The sequence below is a fragment of the Actinoplanes cyaneus genome (assembly GCF_016862095.1).
Taxonomy (GTDB): Bacteria; Actinomycetota; Actinomycetes; order Mycobacteriales; family Micromonosporaceae; genus Actinoplanes; species Actinoplanes cyaneus.
In genome coordinates, this window is sequence record NZ_BOMH01000045.1 from 118283 (window position 1) to 141552 (window position 23270).

At 72.3% G+C, this 23270-nt stretch carries 23 protein-coding genes; 16 read left to right on the forward strand and 7 right to left on the reverse strand.

The window, feature by feature from the left end:
• Window positions 1-10: 10 nt before the first annotated feature.
• Window positions 11-676 (reverse strand): TetR/AcrR family transcriptional regulator, encoded by a 666-nt coding sequence (locus tag Acy02nite_RS30400; protein WP_203747271.1) that lies wholly within the window; start codon window positions 674-676, stop codon window positions 11-13.
• A gap of 109 nt (window positions 677-785) precedes the next feature.
• Here Acy02nite_RS30400 and Acy02nite_RS30405 point away from each other — a divergent pair, with 109 nt between their 5' ends.
• Complete coding sequence (locus tag Acy02nite_RS30405) at window positions 786-1712, forward strand: SDR family NAD(P)-dependent oxidoreductase (protein ID WP_203747274.1); 927 nt, start codon at window positions 786-788, stop codon at window positions 1710-1712.
• Window positions 1713-1809: 97 nt separating this feature from the next.
• Here Acy02nite_RS30405 and Acy02nite_RS30410 read toward each other — a convergent pair whose 3' ends face one another.
• Both Acy02nite_RS30410 and Acy02nite_RS30415 read right to left on the reverse strand, forming a co-directional pair.
• Window positions 1810-2271, reverse strand: a complete 462-nt coding sequence (locus Acy02nite_RS30410; protein WP_203747284.1) for a nitroreductase/quinone reductase family protein — start codon at window positions 2269-2271, stop codon at window positions 1810-1812.
• Window positions 2268-3047: an SDR family NAD(P)-dependent oxidoreductase gene (locus Acy02nite_RS30415; RefSeq protein ID WP_203747287.1), complete on the reverse strand. Its 780-nt coding sequence runs from the start codon at window positions 3045-3047 to the stop codon at window positions 2268-2270. The genes Acy02nite_RS30410 and Acy02nite_RS30415 overlap by 4 nt, the downstream gene beginning before the upstream one ends.
• A 114-nt stretch (window positions 3048-3161) precedes the next feature.
• On the opposite strand from Acy02nite_RS30415, the gene Acy02nite_RS30420 reads away from it, so the two are divergent.
• From Acy02nite_RS30420 to Acy02nite_RS30450, 7 genes are all read left to right on the forward strand, one after another.
• A complete protein-coding gene (locus Acy02nite_RS30420) occupies window positions 3162-3794 on the forward strand; it encodes a TetR/AcrR family transcriptional regulator (RefSeq protein WP_203747290.1) in 633 nt (210 codons plus the stop codon).
• A gap of 195 nt (window positions 3795-3989) precedes the next feature.
• Window positions 3990-5063, forward strand: coding sequence for an efflux RND transporter periplasmic adaptor subunit (locus tag Acy02nite_RS30425; protein WP_239175358.1), 1074 nt, complete (start codon window positions 3990-3992; stop codon window positions 5061-5063).
• Between the two features lie 58 nt (window positions 5064-5121).
• Window positions 5122-6312: an efflux RND transporter periplasmic adaptor subunit gene (locus Acy02nite_RS30430; RefSeq protein WP_203747296.1), complete on the forward strand. Its 1191-nt coding sequence runs from the start codon at window positions 5122-5124 to the stop codon at window positions 6310-6312.
• A 3-nt stretch (window positions 6313-6315) separates the two neighbouring features.
• Window positions 6316-7083 carry an ABC transporter ATP-binding protein gene (locus Acy02nite_RS30435; RefSeq protein ID WP_203747299.1) on the forward strand — a complete coding sequence of 256 codons (768 nt, stop codon included), beginning with the start codon at window positions 6316-6318 and terminating at the stop codon, window positions 7081-7083.
• Entirely contained in the window at window positions 7080-8273 is a 1194-nt protein-coding gene (locus tag Acy02nite_RS30440; protein WP_203747302.1) for an ABC transporter permease, read from the forward strand. Before Acy02nite_RS30435 ends, Acy02nite_RS30440 begins: the two co-directional genes overlap by 4 nt.
• Before the next feature lie 32 nt (window positions 8274-8305).
• Window positions 8306-8800: a hypothetical protein gene (locus Acy02nite_RS30445; protein WP_203747305.1), complete on the forward strand. Its 495-nt coding sequence runs from the start codon at window positions 8306-8308 to the stop codon at window positions 8798-8800.
• A gap of 108 nt (window positions 8801-8908) precedes the next feature.
• Window positions 8909-9445 carry a hypothetical protein gene (locus Acy02nite_RS30450; RefSeq protein ID WP_203747308.1) on the forward strand — a complete coding sequence of 179 codons (537 nt, stop codon included), beginning with the start codon at window positions 8909-8911 and terminating at the stop codon, window positions 9443-9445.
• 30 nt (window positions 9446-9475) lie between these two features.
• On the opposite strand, the gene Acy02nite_RS30455 is transcribed toward Acy02nite_RS30450, so the two are convergent.
• A complete protein-coding gene (locus Acy02nite_RS30455; RefSeq protein WP_239175359.1) occupies window positions 9476-9742 on the reverse strand; it encodes a DUF3040 domain-containing protein in 267 nt (88 codons plus the stop codon).
• A gap of 136 nt (window positions 9743-9878) precedes the next feature.
• Entirely contained in the window at window positions 9879-10982 is a 1104-nt protein-coding gene (locus Acy02nite_RS30460) for a M20/M25/M40 family metallo-hydrolase (RefSeq protein ID WP_203747321.1), read from the reverse strand.
• Between the two features lie 105 nt (window positions 10983-11087).
• On the opposite strand from Acy02nite_RS30460, the gene Acy02nite_RS30465 reads away from it, so the two are divergent.
• From Acy02nite_RS30465 to Acy02nite_RS30500, 8 genes are all read left to right on the forward strand, one after another.
• Window positions 11088-11780, forward strand: coding sequence for a GNAT family N-acetyltransferase (locus Acy02nite_RS30465; protein ID WP_203747323.1), 693 nt, complete (start codon window positions 11088-11090; stop codon window positions 11778-11780).
• On the forward strand, window positions 11777-12409 hold the full coding sequence (locus tag Acy02nite_RS30470; protein WP_203747325.1) for a MurR/RpiR family transcriptional regulator: 633 nt from the start codon (window positions 11777-11779) through the stop codon (window positions 12407-12409). Before Acy02nite_RS30465 ends, Acy02nite_RS30470 begins: the two co-directional genes overlap by 4 nt.
• Window positions 12406-13506 (forward strand): o-succinylbenzoate synthase, encoded by a 1101-nt coding sequence (menC, locus tag Acy02nite_RS30475; RefSeq protein WP_203747338.1) that lies wholly within the window; start codon window positions 12406-12408, stop codon window positions 13504-13506. Before Acy02nite_RS30470 ends, menC begins: the two co-directional genes overlap by 4 nt.
• A complete protein-coding gene (locus tag Acy02nite_RS30480) occupies window positions 13415-14314 on the forward strand; it encodes a carbohydrate-binding domain-containing protein (RefSeq protein ID WP_264653338.1) in 900 nt (299 codons plus the stop codon). The genes menC and Acy02nite_RS30480 overlap by 92 nt, the downstream gene beginning before the upstream one ends.
• A gap of 528 nt (window positions 14315-14842) precedes the next feature.
• The gene (locus tag Acy02nite_RS30485; protein WP_203747356.1) at window positions 14843-15586 is read left to right on the forward strand and encodes a hypothetical protein; all 744 of its coding nucleotides are present in this window, start codon (window positions 14843-14845) and stop codon (window positions 15584-15586) included.
• 89 nt (window positions 15587-15675) lie between these two features.
• Window positions 15676-18888: an NB-ARC domain-containing protein gene (locus Acy02nite_RS30490; RefSeq protein ID WP_203747359.1), complete on the forward strand. Its 3213-nt coding sequence runs from the start codon at window positions 15676-15678 to the stop codon at window positions 18886-18888.
• A 125-nt stretch (window positions 18889-19013) separates the two neighbouring features.
• On the forward strand, window positions 19014-19802 hold the full coding sequence (locus Acy02nite_RS30495; RefSeq protein ID WP_203747362.1) for an alpha/beta fold hydrolase: 789 nt from the start codon (window positions 19014-19016) through the stop codon (window positions 19800-19802).
• Between the two features lie 45 nt (window positions 19803-19847).
• Window positions 19848-20603 (forward strand): MBL fold metallo-hydrolase, encoded by a 756-nt coding sequence (locus tag Acy02nite_RS30500; RefSeq protein ID WP_203747365.1) that lies wholly within the window; start codon window positions 19848-19850, stop codon window positions 20601-20603.
• Between the two features lie 488 nt (window positions 20604-21091).
• Here Acy02nite_RS30500 and Acy02nite_RS30505 read toward each other — a convergent pair whose 3' ends face one another.
• Window positions 21092-22462 carry a transaminase gene (locus Acy02nite_RS30505; protein WP_203747368.1) on the reverse strand — a complete coding sequence of 457 codons (1371 nt, stop codon included), beginning with the start codon at window positions 22460-22462 and terminating at the stop codon, window positions 21092-21094.
• 72 nt (window positions 22463-22534) lie between these two features.
• Window positions 22535-23263: an endonuclease/exonuclease/phosphatase family protein gene (locus Acy02nite_RS30510; protein WP_203747383.1), complete on the reverse strand. Its 729-nt coding sequence runs from the start codon at window positions 23261-23263 to the stop codon at window positions 22535-22537.
• Window positions 23264-23270: the final 7 nt, after the last annotated feature.

Consider the following 23270-nt stretch of genomic DNA (forward strand, 5'->3'; position numbering starts at 1 on the left):
GGCGCGTGGATCAGGGGCGGGGCAGCACGCCCAGAAGGGCCGCGGTCAACGCCAGCCGCAGCGAGTCCTTCAGCTCCAGGTGGAAGCGGGCCAGCTCGGGCTCGGCCTGATAGGCGGCCAGGAGGCTGGGTGGGGGCGCGCTGTAGGCCGACAGCGCACCGGCCAGCACCATGGTCTGCAGGCTGAACAGGGTCGCGTCGTCGCCCAGCTCCGGCAGGTACTTCCCGATCAGGGCGGTCATGGTCGTCAGCCGCTCCAGCGAGGCGCGCTTGTAGCGGCTGACGACCTCGACCGAGACGTTGTGCTCCAGGACGCTGCCCTGGGCGCCGAACAGGTCGCACAGGGTCACCCGGGCGGCGAGCGAGCGGCTGAGGACGCCGGCCACCGCTGTCGCCCGCTCCGGCATGGGCTGCTTCTCGTCGACGCCGTCGGCCAGCTCGCCGGCGAGCTCCGTCAGCCACTCCTTCAGGAAGTGGTCGAGCAGCTCCAGCAGCACCGCCTCGCGCGACTCGAAGTAGCGCAGCACGTTCGGTTTCGCCAGGCCGACCCGGCGGCTGAGCTCGTTCAAGGTCACCGCGGCCACCGGCATCTCGTCGAGCATCGCCGATGCCATGTCGAGGATCGCCCGCCGGCGGATCTCCCGCTGCTCCTCAGTTCGCGCCCGCTGGAACGTCACGATCGACAGCCTAACTTAAGTACCTGCGGTACGTTGACAACGTACCGCAGGTACTTTAACGTCGTCGGTGCAAGATACCTTCGGTACTTTAGTTGATGGGGAGCCTGGCATGGACGAGAAGTGGTCGACGGCGAACATTCCGGACCAGCGCGGGCGGGTCGCGGTCGTGACCGGAGCCAACACCGGCTTGGGGTATGAGACCGCCAGGGCGCTCGCCGGGCGGGGGGCCTCGGTGGTGCTCGCCGTGCGCGACGCCGGCAAGGGCAGGCAGGCCGCCGCCCGCATGACCGGCGACGTGACAGTGCAGGAGCTGGACCTCACCTCGCTCGACTCCGTCCGGACCGCCGCGGCGGCGCTGCGATCCCGGCTCGGCCGGCTCGACCTGCTGATCAACAACGCCGGGGTGATGTACACGCCGAAGCAGAGCACCCGCGACGGCTTCGAGATGCAGTTCGGCACCAACCACCTCGGACACTTCGCGCTCACCGGGCTGCTGCTCGACCTGATGCTGCCGGTGCCCGGCTCGCGCGTGGTGACGGTCAGCAGCACCGGGCACCGCATCCGGGCCGGGATCCACTTCGACGACCCGCAGTGGGAGCGGTCGTACAGCAGGGTCGGCGCCTACGGCCAGTCCAAGCTGGCCAACCTGATGTTCACCTACGAGTTGCAGCGCCGCCTCACCCCGCACGGCACCACCGTCGCGGTGGCCGCGCACCCCGGCATCTCCAGCACCGAACTGATGCGCAACACCCCTGCGGCCCTGCGGCTCCCGGTCACCTGGCTCGCGCCGCTGATCACCCAGACGGCGGCGATGGGCGCGCTGCCGACCCTGCGCGCCGCCACCGACCCCGCCGTGCTCGGCGGTCAGTACTACGGCCCCGGCGGACGCAACCAGGTCAAGGGCCACCCGCGACTGGTCACCTCCAGCCCGCAGTCGTACGACGTGGCTGTCCAGCAGCGGCTGTGGGCCCTCTCGGAGGACCTCACCGGAGTGCGGTTCCCCCTGGGGGCGCCGCTCTCCACCGCTCCCCGCTGAGCCGTCGCGGACGTGATCGCCGGCTTCGAGCGGACCGGGTCGGCGTGAGCTGTCGCGGGCATCTTGTCACGCTGCCGGAGGCAACCAGGCGGGCGGCTCAGTCGAAGTCGATGCGCATCAGTCTGCTGGCGGCCCAGTCCTCCCGCCGGGTCGGTCGAATGGTGCCGGGGTCGTGGGGCTGGTTGAGGTCGTCGACGATGGCCGTGATGACCGCGGCCCGTTCGGTGGGATCGGTGACCGTCGTCGCGTGCGCCGGCAGGTCCGCTCTGATGCCGTTCTTGAGGTGGAAGGTGAAAGCGGGGTTCGCTCTCAGGTTCGCGTACCAGCCGGTCGCGCCTCCGCCCGCTCCGCTGCAGAGATAGGTAGCGCCGTTGGCGCGATAGAAGAAGATCTCGATGCGGCGGGGTCGTCCGGTACGCCGGCCGGTGGTGGTGATGTCCACGATGCGTTCGCGGGTCCCGGCCGCGGGCGTGATCTCGATGGCGCGCCTGATCTGGTGCGGCAGGTGCGCCAGTGGGTCGAGCACGCTGCGCTCGGCATGCTGGCTCGCGGAGGTCATACGGTTTCCTTCTGCAGCGCGGGGCCGAGGAGCAGGCCACCGTCGACGACGTACTCGGCGCCGGTGACGAAGGCCGCGTCCGGCGAGATGAGGAACAGCAGCAGCGCGGTGATGTCGGCGGGCTGTCCCAGTCGCGGGACGGCGAACGGCTCGGGCGAGTAGAAGTCGGCGATCGGGGCGTGGGCGCCGGCCGCCGGCTCGGTGATGAACGGGGTGGCGATGACGCCGGGGTGGATGGCGTTGACGCGAATGCTGTCGCGGCCCAGTTCGAGGGCGGCGGTCTGGGTGAGCCCCCGGATCGCCCACTTGCTGGCGACATAGGGCGCGTAGAAGGCGGTGCCGCCGGTGGCCATGACGGAGGCGATGTTGACGATCGCTCCTCCTCCCGCGCGTCGCAGCGCCGGGGCGGCCGCCTTGATGCCGAGGAAGGTGCCGGTGAGATTGATGTCGAGGATGCGAGCCCAGGTGGCCCGGTCGGTGGCCTCGATGAGGGCCGGCGGGTTCTGCACCCCGGCGTTGTTGACCAGGACGGTGAGCGCGCCGAAGGTCTTCTCGGTCTCCGCGACGGCGGCGGCCCACGACTCCTCCCGGGAGACGTCGAGGTGGACGAAACGCGCCCGGTCTCCCAGCTCGGCGGCCAGCTCGGCGCCGCGGTCGGCATCGAGGGCGCCGATGACGACGTTGGCGCCCTCGGCGTGCAGGGCGCGGACGTGGCTGGCTCCCTGCCCGCCGGTGCCGCCGGTCACGAGAACGGTCTGATGGGCGAAGCGGGACATCTGATCCTCCGGGGACGAACGAGCGACAGCATGGTGAGTCACTCGACTCACCACGACGAAGCTACGCGGCCGGGAGTGGTGAGTCAACCCACTCACCTCGCTATGATGGGCGCCATGACCCCAGCACCGTCGGCGTATCACCAGCGCGTGGCACAGGAGAAGCGCGCGCTCATCGTGCGAGCCGCCACCGAGCTCTTCCTCAAGTTGGGCTACGACCGGGCCTCGCTGGCACGTGTCGCCGAGAGCGCCGGGGTGTCGAAGGCGACGCTGTTCAAGCAGTTCCCGACCAAGGCGGCGTTGTTCGACGCCATCGTCATCGACTCGTGGGCCGAGAACGAGGACGCGGACGTGCCGCCCGCCGGTGACCTGACGGCCGGCCTGACGGTGCTCGGCCGGCGCTACGCGACGCTGCTGAGCCAGCCGGGGATGACGGACCTGTTCCGCATCGTCATCGCCGAGCTGCCACGCTTCCCCGAGTTGGCCAAGGCGCAGTTCTCCCGCGGCAAACTGCCGTACTTCGAGTCCGTCCGGATCTACCTCGTGGCCGAGCGCGACGCGGGGACAGCGGACCTCGCCGATCCGGAGATGGCCGCTACGCAGTTCCTCGGGATGATCTCCAACTACCTGTTCTGGCCGAGTCTGGTGCTCCCGGACTGGACGGTGACCCCTGACCGCACGACCGCGGTGGTGGACGAAGCCGTCCGCACCATGGTCGCGCGGTATGGATGCCGCTCCTACAGGAGCTGATCGGTCACCGGGAGCTGGTCACTCGCCGGCGACGAAGCTGGCCGGTGCGGCGCAGGCGGGTGCTCGGCATCGGTGCTCCCGGGATTCTCGTCCGTTCGCGTACAGGAACAGCCACAATCTACGAACATGGTGAACGTGTCGGGCCGAATCCGGTCCAAACGACGCATTCGGTGGACAGGCGCCGCAATCGTCGCCGTGGGGGTGGCGACCGCCGTGGTCCTCGGTGTGGTGCACCACCGTTCCGGCGACGAGCCGACCGCCGGGGTCGTCGCGGTCGGCGTGACCAAGGGCGAGGTCACGCTGGACGTCGCCACCACGGGCACGGTCCGGCCGGCCACGACCCGGGAGCTGTCGTTCGCGGCCGGCGGCACCGTCGAGGCGATCCAGGTGCGGGCCGGCACCAGGGTCAAGGCCGGTCAGGTCCTCGCCACCGTCGACGACACCGAGGCGGCCGGCGACCTCGCCGACGCCAGGGCCAACCTCGGCGACGCCCAGGAGCGGCTCGGCGACGCGGAGGGCCGAGCCGCCGCGGTCACCGCCTCCGCCACCGCCTGCGCCGTGACTTCCACCCCGGCGCGCGGGCACCTGACCGGGGTCGTTCCGGAGCCGCGGGCCGGCGCGGCCGCCTGCGCCACCCGTGGATTCCCCGGCACCGGCGACGACCCGATCCTCGACGCCCGCCAGGCGGTGAACCGGGCCGGGCAGGCCGTCACCAAGGCGCAGGCGGCGCTGACCGGCACGGTGATCACCGCGCCGATCGCCGGGACCGTCGTCTCCGTGTCCGGCAGCGTGGGGGACACGGTGAGCAGCGGGAAGACGTTCCTCACCCTGGCCGACACGTACGACATGCAGGTGGAGGCGGAGTTCCCGGAGGCGGATGCCGGCTCGCTCGCGGTCGGCCAGACCGGCACGATCACGCTCGCCGATCACGACGAGGCGCTGGCCTGCACCGTTGTCCAGGTCGACCCGGTCGGCACCTCGGACGGGACGCTGGTCCGCTACGGCGCGGTGGTCTCCTTCACCACCCCGCCCAGCGACCTGCTCGTCGGCCAGTCCGCGCAGGTCAGGGTCCGGGTCGGTACGGTGACCGACGTGCTGCGGGTGCCGTCCACGGCGGTGCACGACATCTCCGGCGGCTCCGGGACCGTGCTGCTGCGCCAGGGCTCGACCGGCACGCGCCGGACGGTGACCGTGGGGTTGCGCGGTGACCAGTACACCCAGGTCGTCGACGGGCTCGTGGCCGGGGACCAGGTCGTGCGCTCCTGGTGAGGCGGGAATACCGGCGAACGCCCCACCACGAACCGGCCGCGCCGGACATGATGGAGTCGTGAAAGCCCTTCGCACGCCGAGCACGGCCGTCAACGCCCTGCTGGCACTACTGATCGTCGGCGCCGCGATCTGGGGCGTCAACCTGATCCGGAGCACCTCCTCCGGCAACGAGGCGAAAGCCACCGACGTCCGCACCGTCACCGTCTCGCAGGGCACGGTCACCAAGACCGTCAGCGCGGACGGTGCCGTCGCGAGCGCGTCGACCGCCGCGGCCACCTTCACCACCGCGGGCACGGTCACCGCCATCAAGGTCAAGGTCGGTGACAAGGTCACCAAGGGCCAGCTGCTGGCCCAAGCCGACGCCACCGGCGCGCAGCGTGACCTGGATCTGGCGAACGCGAACCTGGACGCCGCGAACGACTCGCTGGACCGCGCGCAGGCCGCCGGCACCGACACCACCACCGCGGAGAACGAGGTCACCTCGGCGCAGCTGGCCGTCGCCGACGCCAAGGCCGCGGTGGCCGGCACCAGGCTGACCGCCCCGATGGCCGGCACTGTCACCGCGGTCAACGGCTCGCTCGGCGGCTCGTCCTCCGGTTCCTCGTCGTCCAGCGCCTCGTCGACCGGCGGGAGCGGCAGCGGCGGCTCCGGCGCGTCGAGCTCGTCCAGCTCCTCATCGCCGACCGGGTTCATCACCATCCAGGACCTGAGCCGGCTGCAGATCACCGCGGCGTTCTCCGAGTCGGACACCACCGCGCTCAAGGAAGGCCAGTCCGCCACCATCACGTGGAACGCGCTGGAGGGCGCCGAGACGACCGGCAAGGTGGTGGCGATCGACCCGACCGCGACGACCAGCAACAACGTCGTGACGTACGGCGTGACGGTCAGCCTCCCCGACCCGCCGGACGGCGCCAAACCGGGCCAGACGGTCAGCGTCGCGGTCGTCACCGGCAGCGTCGACAACGCCGTGAAGGTCAACTCGGCGGCGGTCACGGTCTCCGCGCGCCGGTCCACCGTGACCGTCCTGACCGCGGCCGGCACCCAGGAGGTCCGGCAGGTCGAAATCGGTCTGCAGGGTGACGACGCCGACCAGATCACCTCCGGCCTGACCGCGGGGGAGAAGGTCGTCGTCCCGACCGGCAGCACCACCGGCACCACCGGCACCGGCAGCCGCACCGGCACCGGGGGTGGCTTCGGGACCGGGGGTGGCGGCTTCAGCGGTGGCGGCGCCCCGCCGGGCGGTCGCTGAGCCATGGCCGGGACCCGGGCGGTTCTCGACGTCCGCGACGTGCGCAAGGTGTACGGCGCGGGCGAGACCGCGGTGCGCGCCCTCGACGGCGTGACGCTGCAGGTCGGCTGCGGTGAGTACGTGGCGATCATGGGATCGTCCGGGTCCGGCAAGTCCACCCTGATGAACATCCTCGGCTGCCTGGACATCCCCAGCAGCGGCCGGTACCTGCTCGACGGGGTGGACGTCAGCTCGCTCAGCGACAGCCAGCTCGCGCTCGTGCGGAACCGGCTTATCGGGTTCGTGTTCCAATCCTTCAACCTCATTCCGCGTACGTCAGCGGTGGCGAATGTCGCCTTGCCCCTGGCCTATTCCGGGATGCGGGCCGCCGAACGCCGTCGCCGGGCCATGTTCGCCCTGGACGTGGTCGGTCTGGCGGACCGCGCCGAGCACGAGCCGAACCAGCTCTCCGGTGGTCAGCAGCAGCGGGTGGCGGTGGCCCGGGCGCTGGTCACAGAGCCGGCGTTGCTGCTCGCCGACGAGCCCACCGGCAACCTGGACAGCCACGCCACCGAGGACCTGCTCGCCGTCCTCGACGACCTGCACGCGGTCGGGCGCACGATCGTGCTGATCACCCACGAGGAGGAGGTGGGCGCCCGTGCCGACCGGTTGATCAGGCTCCTCGACGGGCGGGTCACCTCTGATGTGCGCCGTCAGCACGCGGGGCGGCACGCGGCGGAGGCGGCGGGCCGGAACCTGGTCGTGAGCACGGCGGGGGCGAGGGCGGCGTGAGCCTCACCGAGATCGTCCGTTTCGCGCTGCGCGGGCTGTCGGCCAACAAGCTGCGCTCGGCGCTCACCATGCTCGGCATCCTGATCGGCGTGGCCGCGGTCATCCTGCTGGTCGCGGTCGGCAACGGCTCGGCCCAGGCGATCGCGGACCGGATCTCGGCGCTGGGCACGAACACGCTGACCGTGATGAGCACCAGCCGCGGCACGAGCGGCGGCGGCCTGACCATGAAGGTCGCCGACGCGCTCGACGACCCGGTGCTCGCGCCGGACGTCACGTCGGTGTCACCGGTGGTCAACACGTCGGCGACGCTGACCTACGAGGGCAGCGACCACGACGTCGGATCGTTCGTCGGCACCACACCGGGCTGGTTCGGCGCCTCGAACTTCCCGGTCCGGACCGGAGCGCTGTTCACCGACGACGACGAGGCGCAGGCCCGCCGGGTGGTCGTGATCGGTCAGACCGTCGCCGAGGAACTGTTCCCCGGCGTGGACCCGATCGGCCGGCAGGTCACCGCGGGCGGCGCGCTGTTCACCGTCGTCGGGGTGCTGGCAGGGAAGAGCTCCAGCGGTTTCAGCGACACGAACGACACAGCGGTCGCACCGATCTCCGCCGTCCGTCAGGTGCTCGCGGGATACGGGACGCTCAGCTCGATCCTGGTCGAGGCGCGCGACAGCGATCGGGTCGACGCCGCGGAGAGCCAGATCGCCACGATCCTCGGCCAGAAGATGCCGGCCGGCAGCGACGGCACCACGGCGTACCGGATCCAGAACGCCTCTCAGCTCCTGGCGACGCAGACCGAGACCGCCGACACGTTCACCACGCTGCTCGGCGCGGTCGCCGCCATCAGCCTCCTGGTCGGTGGCATCGGGATCACCAACATCATGCTGGTCACGGTCACCGAACGGACCCGGGAGATCGGCATCCGCAAGGCTCTCGGCGCGCCGCGGCGGGTGGTGCTGAGCCAGTTCCTGATCGAGGCGACGCTGCTCAGCGTCATCGGCGGCGGTCTCGGCGTGGCCGCCGCGCTGATCGGCAGCAGGTTCGAGGTCGTCGGCGTGAGACCGGTGGTGGTGCCCAGCTCGGTCGCGCTCGCCCTGGGCGTCTCGGTGCTGATCGGGCTCTTCTTCGGTGGGTTGCCGGCGGCTCGCGCGGCTCGGCTGCGTCCCATCGACGCCCTGCGCTACGAGTAGCAGAACATCACGATGAACGCCGGGGAAGGCTCATGAACGACGACACCGAGGTCCTGCCGCGCACCCCGACCGAGGCGGAGCACGAAGACCTGAACAGCGCCATCGCCCACGCCGCGCCGAAGCGCTGGTGGAACCACACCACGCTGGTGCTGGCCGGCGTGGTGCTGCTCGTCGCCGGGTTCGCCGGCGGCGCGCAGGTGCAGAAGCACTGGGGCTCGTCGTCGTCCGCACCCGCGAGCGCGCCGGTCGGCGCCGGAATGCCCAGCGGCATGGGCGAATTCGGTCAGAACCGTCAGCCGATACCGGGCAGCGCGACCGCCGGGACGATCAGCAGGGTCGACGGCAACATCGTCTACGTCACGACCGCGGCGGGGGAGACGGTGACGGTGCGGGCGTCCGAGACCACCACGGTCAGCAGGAGCACCGCCGCGACGATGGCGGACCTGACCGCCGGCCTGACGATCACCGTGCAGGGCGTCGCGGACTCGGAGGGCGTGGTCACCGCCACCGCGATCACCGCCGGCTGATAGCCGATTGCTGTGGATCGGGTTGCAAAGCCAGAGCTTGCCCGGCCGGCCGCCGATGTCTTTCCCTGACCGGGGCGACAGGCGTCACGGAAGGCACGAGGAGTCACGGTGACCTCGATCAGCAGCATCAGCAACTCGACGAACTACCAGGTGGCGCAGGCACAGTCGGCGTACGGCTCGCAGCAGCGGCCGAAGGACGACCCGATGGCCAAGGTCGCCGAGACGCTGGGCCTGAGCACCGACGAGCTCAAGGAGCGGCTCTCCACCGGCAAGAGCCTGAACGACCTGGCCACCGTCGGCGGCACCGCCCACGACGACCTGATCGCCGCGATCAAGGCCGGCATGCCGTCGTCGACGGCGATCACCGACGACGTCGCCGAGAAGATCGCCGACCAGCACGCCCGGAGCCAGGCCACGCCGCCCCCGCCGCCGCCCGGCGGGCCGCGCGGGGAGAACGCCGGCCTGGCGGACCCGCGGAAGCTCAAGCAGGTCAGCGACCTTCTCGACATGGATTCCTCGGACGTCACCAGCGCCGCGACCAGCGCGTCCAGCCTGGTCAGCATGTTGCAGGACAAGGGTGTCGACTTCACCCAGCTCCGCAACGTGCTCAACCAGACCGGCGACCTGCTGGACGTCAGCGCCTGAGCGCCTCCGCGGCGGCCTGGAGCCGCGTGGTCAGCGGGCGGCGCGGCGGCGGATCAGGATGACGGCGACGGCCGCCGCGAACAGGTCGAGGACGATCAGGACGCCGACCCAGCCGAAGAGGAGCATGACCAGCGGGACGGCGATGAACAGCAGCGCGCACAGGACCGGGACGGCCGGGGACGCCTGCTCCGCCGCCGCGGGGACGCCGGCGAAGGTGCTCATCCGCGCGGCGAACTCCGCGTCGTGCTGGAGGTGGCGTTCGAGATCGGCCAGGGCGCGGCGCTCGTGGTCGTTCATGGTCGACGTCACCTCCGGGAGGTCCAGTGGCCACCCCGGGCTTACCCCGTCGTCCTCCGGGCCGAAACCTGCCCGCGAATTGTTACAAACGCGACAGTACGCGTCCACCCCGCTCCTGATCACCAGCCGGGTGCGGTCATCGGCAGGGCCCGGGCAGGGTGGCGAGCAGGGCCGTGAGCAGGGTGACCCGCTCGGCGATGCCGGCCACCGACACCCACTCGGTGCGGGCGTGGGCGCCACCACCCCGGGGTGCCAGGCCGTCCACCGTGGGGTGGCCCAGCGCGCCGGTGGTGTTGGTGTCGGCGGCGCCGTCGGCGGGGCGGCCGTCGAGGCTCTGGCCGATCCCGGCGGCGACCGCGACGATCCGGGCGAGCAGGTCGTCACCGGCCGGGGCCGGGCGCCAGGTCGGCCGGTGGGACAGCAGCCTGGTGGCGACGACGGCGCGCGGGCGGATCGGCCGCAGCGCGGCGAGCTCGGCGAGCACGGCCCGTTCGTCGTCCGGGTCGGCGAAGCGCAGGCCCAGGTCGGCGTGCGCCTGGCCGGCGACCACGTTGGTGCGCCCGCCGCCGGCGATCGTCCCGGTGTTCACCAGCACCGGCCGGTCGCCCCGGAGCCCGCGGACCCGGATCAGCTGGTCCACCAGCTCGTCGATCGCGTTGACCCCGGCGTCCGGGTCCAGCGCGGCGTGCGCCTCGGCCCCGGTCACCTCGATGCGGGCGCGGGTGCTGCCACGCCGGCCGGTCTTCAGGTCGCCGCCCGGGTGCGGTGGCTCCAGGCCGAGCACCATGCCGGCCCGCCGGGCCTCGGCGGTGACCAGGCCGGTCGCGGTGGGTGACCCGATCTCCTCGTCGGCGACCACGACCACCCGGATCTCCGGGTGCGGGCCGTCGGCCGCGGTGACGGCGGCGAGCAGGGCGGCGATGCCGGACTTCGTGTCGTAGACGCCGGGACCGCGGATCACGTCGCCGTCCACGGTCCACGGCATCTCGCGCAGGGTCCCGACCGGCCAGACCGTGTCGTAGTGCGTCAGGAACAGCATCGACCCGGTGGCCCCGCCCCGCGCCGGGCGCGTCCAGATCAGGTGGTCGCCGGTCGGATGCCGCTCACGGGCGGTGCTGAACCCGGCCGCCGCCGCGTCCGCCTCCAGGATCCCGGCCAGCTCGGCGAGCGCCGGCGGATCGCCGGTGGGCGACTCGGCGTGCGTGTAGCGGTGCAGGGCCGCGATCACTGGTGACGACATATCCGAACGCTAAGATGTGCCATCTTCGTTGTCAACGAGCCCTTCGACCGTCACGATGACGAAGATACGTTCGCTATCTTTTGGTCGAGAGCGGCGGAGGCGATGATGGACGTGACGGTGCGCGAGCTGGACGGCATGGCCGAGTGGACCGGTGCCGCCGCCCTCTACCGCGAGGTGTTCGGCTACACCGAGCCCGAGTGGGGCCTCAGCCCGCGCCTGCTGGCCGCGCTGGGGGAAAACGCCGGCACGGTGATCGGCGCGTTCACCGGCGACGGGACGCTGACCGGGTTCTGTTACGGATTCACCGGGGTCGAGGCCGGCGAGCTCTACCACTACTCGCAGGCCGCCGTGGTCAAGGCGGGCTTCCAGGGCGCCGGCCTCGGGCGACTGCTGAAGTATGCGCAGGCCGCCGCCGCCCGGCGCACCGGCGCACGCACGATGCGGTGGACGTTCGACCCCTACGCCCTGCGCAACGCCCATTTCAACTTCGCCGTGCTGGGCGCCACCGGCATTCGGTTCCTGCCCGACTTCTATCGCGAGCCGGGCACCGACCGGGTCCTGGTCAGCTGGGAGCTGACCGATGCCGCACCGGAGGGCTCCCGCGGCCGTACCGGCCATGGGGGTGAAAGCATCCTGGTCGCGGCGGGGGAGCGGTGCGCGGCGCCTGATCCGCAGGACCGCGCCTGGCTGCGGCAACAGTTGCTGACCCGGTTCGCGACCGGTGGCCGGCTCGTCGGCGTGGCCCGGCCGGAGGGCGACCCCGGGCGCGTCGCCTACCTGTTCGAGGATGAGGCGTGACGTCACGGACCACACCCGCCGACCGCTTCGACCGCAACGTCCAGCGCCGCTCGGCCAGGGTGCTCAAGCAGCGCGTGCTGGACCAGCAGCGGGCCGAGTTCGACCAGGCCCTGGAGTGGGCCGCCGAGCACGAGTCGATCGAGCACGCGGCCGGGCTGATCGTGTCGGCGCGCCGGCGCTACCTGATCGGGTACGGGAAGTCGCTGAGCTACGCCTCGCTGCTCGCCTCGGACCTGAGCGCGGGGCTCTCCGGCGTGCACCTCGTCGACGGGGTGCCGCTGCGGGCGCTCGACGTGCTCAGCGACATCCGGCAGGGGGATCTGCTGGTCGCGGTCTCGCTGGAGCGCTACCGCAGGGAGACCGTCGAGGTCGCGTCGGCGTACGTGCGGCACGGCGGCGACCTGGTCCTGATCACCGACGCCGAGGACGCGCCGCTGACCGGCGTCGCGGCGGCTCGCATCGTGGTCGGGACGGGCAGCGCGTCGTACGTCAAGTCGCCGACCTCGATCGTGCTGGCGCTGCACCTGCTGGCCACGTTGACCATCGCCAGCGCCAAGGGTGCCGGCCGGCGCCTGCGGGAGCGTGACGAGCTGGCCGCCGAGCTCGGTCTCTACTGGGAGGGCCCGTGATCAGGATTCAGCAGGTGGAGCTACGCCGGGTGCGGCTGCCGCTGGTGCACGAGTTCCGCACCAGCTCGCACGCGAAGCGGGAGCTGGAGCACATCCTGGTCGCGCTCACCGATCAGGACGGGGTGACCGGGTGGGGGGAGATCGCGTCACCGAGCGGGCCGTTCTACTCCGCCGAGACCGTGGAGAGCTGCTGGGCGGTGGCCCGCGACCACCTGCGGCCGATCGTCCTGGCCGCGGAGTGGGAGCATCCGGCCGAGCTGGCGGCGGCCCTGTCGAAGGTGCGCGGGAACTACTTCGCGCGGGCGGGGCTGGACATGGCGGCGTGGGCGCTGTGGTCGCAGCGCGAGGGCATTCCGCTGGCCAGGGCGCTGGGCGGGACCAGGGGCCGGGTGGCGGCCGGGGTCTCGCTGGGGATCGAGCCGACCGTCGACGCGCTGCTGGAGCAGGTGGCGGCGCGGGTGGCCGAGGGCTATCAGCGAGTGAAGCTGAAGATCGCCCCGGGCTGGGATGTCGAGCCGGTGCGGGCGGTCCTCTCCGCGTTCCCGGCGATGCCGATCCATGTCGATGCGAACGGCGCCTACCCGGTGTCCGAGCGGGACGTCTTCCAGCGGTTGGACAGCCTGGGGCTGCTCATGATCGAGCAGCCGTTCCCGCCGCGCGCGCTCTTCGCGCACGCCGAGCTGCAGGAGACCCTCGAGACCCCGATCTGCCTGGACGAGTCGATCGAGGAGGTGGACGACGTGGTCACGGCGCTGGTGCTGAAGGCCGGCCGGGTGCTGAACCTCAAGGTGTCCCGGATGGGCGGGCTCACCCCGGCGGTCCGCGCCCACGACCTGGCCATCGCACTGGGCGTCCCGGTCTGGTGCGGGGGGATGCACGAGTTCGGGATCGGGCGCGCGGCCAACGTGGCCCTCAGCTCGCTGCCCGGGTTCACGCTGCCGTCGGACGTCTCCGGCTCGGACAAGTACTACGCCCGGGACATCACCACCGAGCCGATTGTCTGTGATGCGGGGTTCGTCACGGTTTCGGAGGTTTCCGGGATGGGCTGGACGCCTGATCCGTCCTTCCTGGAAGAGTGCACCATCGCCCGGATTTGACAGCTTGTGCACAGCATTCTCTGAGGCGTTTCTGAGGTCCTCCGACGACGGGGTGCACTCGGACGGGGCGATCACCGTCGACGGCGGCGCGACAACGGTCGCCACGGGTGACGACGGGGTCCACGCCGAGGGAACCGTCACGGTCAGCGCCGGCACGGTGGGCGTCACCAGGTCGTACGAGGGGGTCGAGGGCCTGAAGGTCTACGTGACCGGCGGCAGCGTCAGCGCCACCGCCTCGGACGACGCGGTCAACGCCGCCGACCCGGCCTACGGCGAGATGCAGAACTCGCCGAACGCGCTGGTCTCGATCACCGGCGGGACCGTCGTGGTGGACGGCGGCACCGACGGCCTCGACTCCAACGGCGCGCTCACCATCGGCGGCGGCACCGTCGTGGTCAGCGGGTCCGCCACGCGCGGCGGCGGCGAGGGCGGTCTGGACTCCAACGGCGCGCTCACCATCACCGGCGGTACCCTGATCTCGACCGGCATCAGCGCGACCACCAGCACACTGCCCAGCTCCGGCCAGGGCTGGGTGTCCGTCACGTTCGGCGCCAACCAGCCGGCCGGGACGATCGTGCACCTGGCCACCACGTCCGGCACCCAGATCGCGGCCTACCGGTCGGCGAAGGCGTTCAAAGGTGTGGTCTTCTCGTCCGGCCAGATCACCCGGGGGACGACGTATGCGGTCTGCACCGGCGGGTCGGTCTCCGGCACGGCGGCCGGCGGCGGCCTCTACACCGGCGGGACCCTCTCCGGCACTCAGGTCGCCACGGTGACCGCGGGCAGCCAGTCCGGCACCCGCCCGTGACCGGCCGGTCCCTCCGGCCGCCCGCCGCCGGAGGGACCACCCGGCCGCCGGTCAGGTGACGGCTCTCGATACATTTGCCCGGCACAACAGGGGGAGGGCATGTCAGTGGACGGCACGGGGGCAGCACCCGGAGGCGGCGGCACGCCTGATCCGGCGTCGTCATCACCTGATCCGGCATCGTCGTCATCGGCCGGACCGGCTCCGGATCCGACGTCCGCGACGCCGGCATCGCCCACCGGTCCGCCGGCACCCGGATCCTCCTCGCCGGCGCCGGCCTCGGAGTGGGCGCGCCCGGCCGAGGGGGCCGCTACGCCGCCACCCGTCGAGGCGTGGGCGCCGCCGGTTCCGCCGCCGAACGATCAGCCGGCGCAGCTCTTCCCGTTCCCGCAGCCACCTCCGGCGGCGGACGCGTATCCGCAGCCCGGTTATCCGGCGCCCGGCTATCCACCGCCCGGTTATCCGGCGCCCGGCGCTTACCCGGCCCCCGGTCAGTACGCGCAGTACCCCCAGCCCGGCTGGCCCCCGGCCGTGGCAGCCCCACCCCGCGGCCGTCGCGGGCTGCTGGCGGGCGTGATCGTCGCGGCCGTCGCGGTGATCGGCCTGCTCTGCACCGGCAGCATCTACATGATGGCCGAGGACCAGCACGACTCCTCCAGCGCGGACGGCGGTTTCGGCCAGGAGGATCCGTTCAGCTGGCCGACCGGCCTGCCGTTCCCGTCCGCGCGGCCGACCGGCGAGCCGGCCCCCGAGTCGACCGGCCCGCAACCGGCCGCGAGCCCGGCCAAGGACATCTACGACCTGAACGCGGTCTGCGACGACAACGCCTTCTTCCCGGACGCCCCGAAGCACGCCGGCAAGGCCCCGCACCCGGTGGCCCTGCTGATCAAGGACGGCGAGAACGCGGTCCGCTGGAACAACCGCACCTACTACCTGGACGACATCGGCACCGGCAAGGCGGCCGAGAACACCTGGGGCCCGAACAGCCCGGCGAAGGTGCAGCTCGCCGCCTGCCTGGACCGGACCAGTGCCGGATCCAAGCTGCGCACCTGCAAGTACGACGAGCCGGACCCCGACACGCTCACCCTCTACCGGGCGAGCTGGCGGCTGCGCGTGTTCGAGGTCGCGACCCGCAAACAACTGCTCGACAAGAAGCTGGCCAGCAACGAGACCGCCTGCCCGTTCTCGGTGCTCGTCGGCCCGGACAAGAAGATCTACGCCGAGGTCAGCGACCACACCCTGGTCAGCACCCTGAAGAGCCTGGTCACCAAGTAGAGCCGGTTCGGCGGATCCGCCCGGCCGGGACATCCACGAGACCCGGCCCGATGCAGTGACCTGCCCGTCGCCACGCCGTTGGTGCATGTGTGACAGACGGCTTACGGTGGCGGCGATGGGCCGGTCGCCTGCGCAACCCCGCGGCGGCCCCGGCCCCGGCTCCGGTCCCGCGTCCCCGGGAGGCGCCGTGGATGGCCGCCGGCCCCGGCGACGACCTGGTGGAACGCACCGCGCTGCAGACCCGCGTGCGGGAGCGGCTGCTCGCCGGGGACGTCGCGCTGCACGGGCTCGCCGGCATCGGCAAGTCGACGCTGGCCCGGCAGGTCGCCGCCGGCCTGCGCGGGCGCTTCCCCGGCGGGATGCTGTGGGCAGCCGTCGGGCAGGAGGCCACCGGCCCGGCGCTCGCCGCCGTCATCGCGGACCTGGTCACGCATCTCACCGGTGAGCCGCCCGGCGTCGTCACCCCCGCCCAGGCCGGTGAGCGGCTCGCCGCCGAGCTGGCGCTGCGCCCGCCGGTCCTGCTGGTCGCCGACGACGTGTGGACCGCGGACCAGCTCACCCCGTTCCTCGGCGCGGGCTGCCGGCTGCTGATCACCACCCGGGTCGGCGGCGTGCTCCCGCCCGGCCTGCTCCGGATCGACGTCGGCGAGATGACCCACGACGACGCGACCGCGCTGCTCACCCGCGACCTGCCCGGGCTGCCGCTGCCGGACCTGACCGCGCTGCACGCGCTGACCGGGCGGTGGCCGCTGCTCACCGCGCTCGCCAACGGCGTGCTGCGTCACGGCGGGGCCGCCCACCAGCTCATCGACCAGGTCGGCGCGGGCGGCTGGGTGGCGCTGGACCTCACCGTGCCCGGAGAACGCGAACGGGCAGTGGACGGGCTGGTCAGCGCCGCCCTGGACCGGCTGCCCGAGGCGGACCGGCGACGATTCCTCGAACTGGCGATCTTCCCGGAGGGCGGGCCGGTCCCGGACCCGATCATCGACCTCCTGTGGTCCGGCACGGGCGGCACGTCACCCTCGGAAGCAGAGGATCTGCGTACGGCGTTCGCCCGCCTCGGCCTCGTGCGGCGGGACAGGGCGGGGCTGTGGATGAGTGGCGTGCTCCGGACGTACCTCCGCCATCGCCTGCCCGACCACGAGATCGCGCAAGTGAACCGCAGGCTGATGGAGGTGTCGCGTCCGCGCAGCGGCGGGCCGTGGTGGACGATGCCGGTCACCGAGCGCTATCTCTGGCGCCACCTGGCGTTCCACCTGCAGGAGGCGCGCTGGTGGGACGAGCTGTTCGTGGCCGTGACCGACCTGCGGCGCCTCGCCGTGCAGATCCCGCTGTCCGGCGTCGCGGCCGCGGTCGCCGACCTGGCGCGGATGCCGGACCCGCGGGCCGGCGCGCTGCGGGCCCGGCTGTCGCGCAGCGCCCACCTGCTGCACGCGATCAGCCCCGCCGGCGCGCTGACCGACGTGCTGCTGTCGCGCCTGGGCGGAGCGCCCGAACTCGCCGCCGACGTCGCCGCGCTCGGCGCCGCGCAGCGCACCCGGGCCGGGCTGGTCGCGCGCCGGCCCCTGCCGGACGTCGGGCCGGACAGCCTGACCAGGGTGATCGCCGGAGACGCCGGGTGGCTCAACTGCGTGGCCCTCGCACCCGGGATGGAGTGGATCGCGGCCGGCGGTGACACCGGGGTGATCACGCTGCACGACGGGACCGAGGGGACGGCGCTCGCCCGGTTCACCGGGCACGTGGGGGCGGTCAAGGCACTGGCCGCGACGTTCGACGGTGGCTACCTGCTGTCGGCCGGCAGCGATGCCACGTTACGGGTCTGGGATGTCGCGCGCCGCCAGGAACGCGTCCTGTGGACGGCCGCCGGGGAGATCCTCGGGTGCGCGGCGTCGCCGGCCAGCCATCGGGTCGCGGCGGTCAGCGCCGTCGGGGAGCTGATCGTGCTCGACGCGGTCGGGAACTGGCGGATCCTCGGGCACCACGCCGGGGAGAAGCTGGTGGGATGCGCGTTCCTCGACGACGACCGGGTCGTCACGGTCACCGAGGAGGGCGCGGTGGCCGGGCACGAGATGCGCAGCGGCCGGCGGAAGATGCTGGTCGCGGGCGGGAAGGCCGGGGTCACCGAGTTCGCGCCGGCCGCAACGTGGGTGGCGGTCGGCGGGATCGACGGGGAGGTGCGGATTCATCCGCTCCGCGGGGACGAGGCGGCGGTGACCCTCGGCGGGCACCGGGGGTGTGTGAGCGCGCTGGCGGCCTTCGGCGATCGGATCATCTCCGGTGGGGAGGACGGGACGGTCCGGGTCTCCGACCGGTACGGGACGGAGGTGGCGGTCGTCCGCGCGCATCCGAGCTGGGTCACCGACTGCGTCGTGGCGTCCGACCGGCGGACGCTGGTGACCACCGGCAGTGACGGATCGATCCGGGTGTGGGACCTGCCCCGGTTGGCGCAGGAAACCGTCGGCGGTCCGGTCGACTGGCTCAACACCTGCGCGGTCTCCCCGTCCCCGCCGGCGCCGCTGCTGACCGGCGGGCAGGACGGCGTCGTCCGGCTGTGGTCGGGCGCGACCAGCAAACCGGTCTGGACCTGGGCCGATCCGATCCGATCGTGTGCCTTCGGCCCGGACGGCACCTGGCTCGTGGCGGCCACCGCCACCGGCACCGCCCTGCTCCGCGACGTCGGCGACGGCTGGGCCGACACCGTCCACCCGGGCGCGGCCGGCTGCGCGGTCACCACTGACCTCTTCGCCCGCTGGGACGAGGCCGGCACGCTGGAGATCCGCTCGGTCACCGGCCCCGACGTCTACCGCCGTGAGCACGAACATCCGATCCGGGCAGCGGCGTTCCTGCCCCGGCACCGCATGATCATCGCCGATGCGAGCGGCGCCGTCGCGGTCTGGCACTACCCGAAGGGCCGCCTCCGCCCGCTGCCGCTGTCGCCGCCGGGCCCTACCCGGGCGATGCACCGGGCCGCTGACCAGCTCACCCTCATCTGCGACGCCGGCATTGCGACATTTGACGTACGGTCATTGCGCCCCCTCGCCGTCGCCACGTTCCCCGGCGCCGGCGAGGTCACGCACGGGTCGATCTCGGCCGACGGCCAGTGGCTGTCGACGACGAGCGCGTCCGGTGAGCTGCGGATCTGGCCCCTCGCCGGCCTGGCCGAGACGCCGGGGTGGCAGCCCGTGGCGGCGATGCGGGTGGACGGTTCGCTCTACGAATCCGCCTGGATCCCCGGCGGCCTCGACCTCTGCGCCGCCGGCCGTCGTGGGCTCTACGCCTTCACGTTCCGCCCACCCCGCTGACCTGGGCTCGCTTTCCCCGAATCAGGTCCCTTATATAAGGAACCTTGCAAAGATCGGGGACGTGATCTAAGGTTCCTTACATGAGGCCGGGCCACCACCGGCCCGGTCCACGAAGGGATAGCAGCATGAAGATCACCGTCCCGGCCGGCAGCCTCCGGCCCGCCCGCACCACCACCGTCGCGCTCGGCGACGTCGAGGTCACACTCGACGACCACGACCGCACCCGCCCGTTCCTCGTGCTGCACGGCGGCGGTGGGGTCGCCTCCGTGCGAGGCTTCGCCAACCTGCTCGCCGAACGGACCCACGCCCGGGTGATCGTTCCCACCCACCCCGGCTTCGGAGGCACGGCCCGCCCGGCCGGGCCGGCGACGACCCGCGATCTCGCCGCCACCTACATCGCCCTCCTCGACCGGCTCGAACTCGCCGACGTCACCGTCATCGGCAACAGCTTCGGCGGCTGGGTCGCCGCCGAGATGGCGCTGCTGGGCAGCCCCCGGCTCTCCGGCGCGGTGATCGTCGACGGCATCGGCATCGAGGTCGAAGGCCACCAGATGACCAGCGTCCGCGGCCTCGCACCGGCCGAGCTCGCCAAGCTGTCATGGCACGACCCGGCCAAGGCGCCGCGCCCGCCGGCCGTCGGCGGAAGCGGCCCGAGCCCCGACCTCGCCGCGCTGGCGTCCTACGCGGGCCCCGCCATGTCCGACCCCACTCTGCTGGAGCGGCTCCGCGGCCTCGACCTCCCGGTTCACGTGATCTGGGGCGAGAGCGACGGCATCGTCACCCCCGAGTACGGCAAGGCCTACGCCGCCGCCATCCCCATGTCCGTCTTCACCGTGCTCCCCGGCAGCGGGCACCTGCCCCAGCTCGAAACGCCCGAAGAGCTTCTCGGCGCCATCACCGACCTCGGCAACTGACCCCTCCGCCCCCGGCAAGAGCCCCGCACAGCAAGGACAACCGTCATGAAGACCTCCCTGACCGTCACCCGCATCGCCCACGCCTGCCAGCTGATCGAGATCGGTGACCTGCGCATCGTCACCGACCCCTGGTTCAGTGAGAGCGCCACCTACCACCAGGGCGAACCTCTCGCGTACGACGTGGCGTCGCTCGGCCGTGTCGACGCGCTCGTCATCAGCCACGAGCACTACGACCACTGTAACCTCGACGCCCTGGTCGCCGGTGGTTTCGACCTCGCCACCCCGGTGTTCGGCCCGGGCACCGTCACGGCCCTCGCCGCGAGCAAGGGCTTCACCCGGCTGCACACCATCGAGGCGTGGGAGTCCGCAACGCTCGGCGAGCTCACCGTGACCGCCACGCCCGGGCAGCACGGCGTCCACGAGGTCACCTTCGTCATCAAGGCCCACGGGCGCGCCGTCTTCTTCGGCGGCGACTCGCTGCGCGTCCCGGAGCTCGACGAGATCCCCGCCCGCCTCGGCCCGCTCGACCTCGCCATCCTGCCCGTCAACGGCCTGTGCATCCGCCCGGCCGGCCTGGCGCAGGTCGTCATGGACGCCGAACAGGCCGCCGCACTGACCGCGGCGCTCAACCCGGCCGTCGCGCTGCCGCACCACTACGCGTTCCACAGCGGACAGCTCGGTGACCGGATCATCACCCGGGGCGACCAGGACCCCCGCCACTACACCGACGCACTCGCCCGCCTCGCGCCGCACGTCACCACCCGCATCGTGCTGCCGGGCACGCCGGTCACGGTGCCCTGACCGACCTCGGCGCCGGCTGACCCACAGCACACGCCGGCGCCACGGCTGCACGTCCCCACCACGGCACACGCCACCACCACGGCGACCGCCACGCCCCGGCCCGACGCCCCACCCCGGCCCGGCCCGGCCCGACGCCACGCTCGGCCCCGGCCCAGCCCCGGCCCGACGCCACGCTCGGCCCCGGCCCAGCCCCGGTCCGACGCCACGGCCCGGCCGGGCGCGGTGTCACGGCGCGCCACATCCCGGCCAGGCGCGGTGCCACGTCCCGGCCCGGCCCGGTGCCATGGCCCGCCCGGCGCGGCGCCCCGGCCCGGCCGGCCCGGTGCCACGGCACGGCACGGCACGGCGCCACAGCACGACGGCCCGGGCCCGCGCCCACGGCGGCCCGGGCCGGCTCCTCGGCGGGACAGCGCGCCACACAGCTCAGCGGGTGACCAACGCGGTCGCGGTTGTCGGCGCCGACGCCGAGACCTCCGGCGCGGCCTCGCCTAGCCGGCTGTCAGCTCGGCCAGCGCCTCGTCGAAGATCTCGTGGTGGCGGGCAACATCGTCGAGCGTAGTCTCCGGGCACATCAGCGCCATGTTGTGGAACGGCGTCAGCAGCACCCCGCGATTCGCCAGATAGACGTGGAGGCAGTCCTCCAGCTCGGCGTCCGCGCTCGCCGCGGACTCGGTGCCGTTACGCGGGGCGGGGTCGGCGAACCGATACTCCACACGGGCGCCGAGGCGACTGACGGACCACGGAACCCGGTACGCCGAGATGATCTTCTGAAGTCCCTCGGCGAACGCCGTCGCCGTGGTGATCATCGTGGCGAACGCGCCCTCGGTCAGCACCTCCTCCAGCGTGGCGCGGGTCGCGGCCATCGACACCGGGTTCCCGGCGAGCGTGCCGCCGACGCCGCCCATGTCGACCAGGTCGAGGTCGCCGCGGCCGGTCAGCGCGTCGGCCAGCTCGGCGGAGAGCCCGTAGGCCCCGACCGGCACGCCGCCACCGATCGCCTTGCCGATGGTCAGCACGTCGGGCTGCAGATCCCAGAGCCGGGTGGCCCCGCCCGGCCCGGCCGAGAAGGTGTGCGTCTCGTCGTTGATCAGATAGGTCCCGTATCTCCTGGTCAGCTCACGCACGCCGGCCAGATAGCCCGGCTCCGGCAGCACGATGCCGATGTTGGTCAGCGCCGGCTCCATCAGCACCGCGGCGACGTCGCCGTGCGCCAGCTCGCGCTCCAGCATGGCGAGGTCGTTGAACTCGGCGACCCGGCTCGTCGCGGTCACGTCAACCGGCGCGCCGACGTTGCCCTCGCGGCTGCGGCCGTGCCCGTCGGGCCCGACGACGATCAGCGACTCGTCCACCGAGCCGTGGTAACAATAGCTGTTGACCAGCACCTTCGGCCGCCCGGTGACTGCGCGCAGCAGGCGGATCGCCCAGCGGTTGGCGTCGGTGGCGGTCAGCGCGAAACTCCAGAACGGCAGCCCGAAGCGACTCGCCAGCTCGGCGCCGACCACAGCGGCATCCTCGGTCGGCAGCATCGTGGTGGCGCCGCCCAGCTCACCGAGACGCCGGGTGACCGCGGTGACCACCGGCGCGGGGGAGTGGCCGGCCATCGCCCCGGTGTCACCCAGGCAGAAGTCGACGAATTCGTTGCCGTCGAGGTCGGTCAGCCGGTTGCCGCGGGCCGTCCTCAGATAGACCGGGAAGCCGGCCGCGGTCTTGTTCATCCACGTCATCGGCACGCGCCCGAAGAGATGGTCGGCGCGCCCGTAAGCCGCCGCCGAGCGGGGGTGCCGCCCGGCGAAGGTGGCCCGCTCACGCTCGGCGAGCTCAGCGAGTCTGGTGCGGTCGACGCCGGATTCCGTTGCCATGCGGCGAAGTTATCAGGCTTTCCGTGGCACGAACTCCCTCTGCAGAACTAGATCCTGCGCCGGAAGACAGTTCTAGAGGGCTATTTCCGCGACCACTCCGAAGTGGTCGGATAGGGGCACACGCCGCCCGTCCGGCAGGGTCACCTCGTCCTGCAGGGCCAGATCGGCGTGCTCGATTCCGGCGTTGCGCACCAGGAGATGATCGAATGCGGGTGGATGCGGCCACTGCGGCAACGGGCGATAAGTCGGGCGCCTGTCCCCAGCCATCGCGTCGGCAAGTCCGGCGCGCTCCCGGAAATCGGCGAGCACGCGGGTGTCCCGGGGCAGGTTGAGGTCACCGGCGACCACCACCGGGCGGCTCTGATCGATCGCGGCCAGCTCGCGCGCCAGCACGTCGAGCTCACCTTGTTCGACGATGGTGAACCGGTTGCCCGGCGACCAGTCGTCGTCGCGGTTCGCCGACAGATGCGTGTTCACCACGACCAGGTCACCGAGTTCCGCGATCAGCGCACCCTTGCGCATCAGGAACTCCGGGCGGGCCGGCCCGGCGAGCGGGAATCGCACGAAACGCCACCGATCGATCGGAGTACGAGACAGAAGGACAAGACCCCCTTTCAGTACGACTGAGCCCGCGCACGCCGAGTGCGGGAAGTGCCGCCGGAGCAGCGCCGCGTTGCGCCGGTACATGACCTCCTGGAGACAGACGATGTCGACATCGGAATCACGCAGGATCCGGCCGAGCGCCTCCAGCCGTGGCCGGACATCCCCGGTGAACAGCGTGTTGAAGGTCAGCAGACGCATCCGCGGA

Coding starts and splice junctions, on each gene's coding strand:
- Acy02nite_RS30405 (WP_203747274.1), top strand. CDS start 786: ATGGACGAGAAGTGGTCGACGGCGAACATTCCGGACCAGCGCGGGCGG.
- Acy02nite_RS30410 (WP_203747284.1), bottom strand. CDS start 2,271: ATGACCTCCGCGAGCCAGCATGCCGAGCGCAGCGTGCTCGACCCACTG.
- Acy02nite_RS30415 (WP_203747287.1), bottom strand. CDS start 3,047: ATGTCCCGCTTCGCCCATCAGACCGTTCTCGTGACCGGCGGCACCGGC.
- Acy02nite_RS30420 (WP_203747290.1), top strand. CDS start 3,162: ATGACCCCAGCACCGTCGGCGTATCACCAGCGCGTGGCACAGGAGAAG.
- Acy02nite_RS30435 (WP_203747299.1), top strand. CDS start 6,316: ATGGCCGGGACCCGGGCGGTTCTCGACGTCCGCGACGTGCGCAAGGTG.
- Acy02nite_RS30445 (WP_203747305.1), top strand. CDS start 8,306: ATGAACGACGACACCGAGGTCCTGCCGCGCACCCCGACCGAGGCGGAG.
- Acy02nite_RS30455 (WP_239175359.1), bottom strand. CDS start 9,742: ATGAACGACCACGAGCGCCGCGCCCTGGCCGATCTCGAACGCCACCTC.
- Acy02nite_RS30460 (WP_203747321.1), bottom strand. CDS start 10,982: ATGTCGTCACCAGTGATCGCGGCCCTGCACCGCTACACGCACGCCGAG.
- Acy02nite_RS30465 (WP_203747323.1), top strand. CDS start 11,088: ATGGACGTGACGGTGCGCGAGCTGGACGGCATGGCCGAGTGGACCGGT.
- Acy02nite_RS30480 (WP_264653338.1), top strand. CDS start 13,415: ATGCGGGGTTCGTCACGGTTTCGGAGGTTTCCGGGATGGGCTGGACGC.
- Acy02nite_RS30495 (WP_203747362.1), top strand. CDS start 19,014: ATGAAGATCACCGTCCCGGCCGGCAGCCTCCGGCCCGCCCGCACCACC.
- Acy02nite_RS30500 (WP_203747365.1), top strand. CDS start 19,848: ATGAAGACCTCCCTGACCGTCACCCGCATCGCCCACGCCTGCCAGCTG.
- Acy02nite_RS30505 (WP_203747368.1), bottom strand. CDS start 22,462: ATGGCAACGGAATCCGGCGTCGACCGCACCAGACTCGCTGAGCTCGCC.
- Acy02nite_RS30510 (WP_203747383.1), bottom strand. CDS start 23,263: ATGCGTCTGCTGACCTTCAACACGCTGTTCACCGGGGATGTCCGGCCA.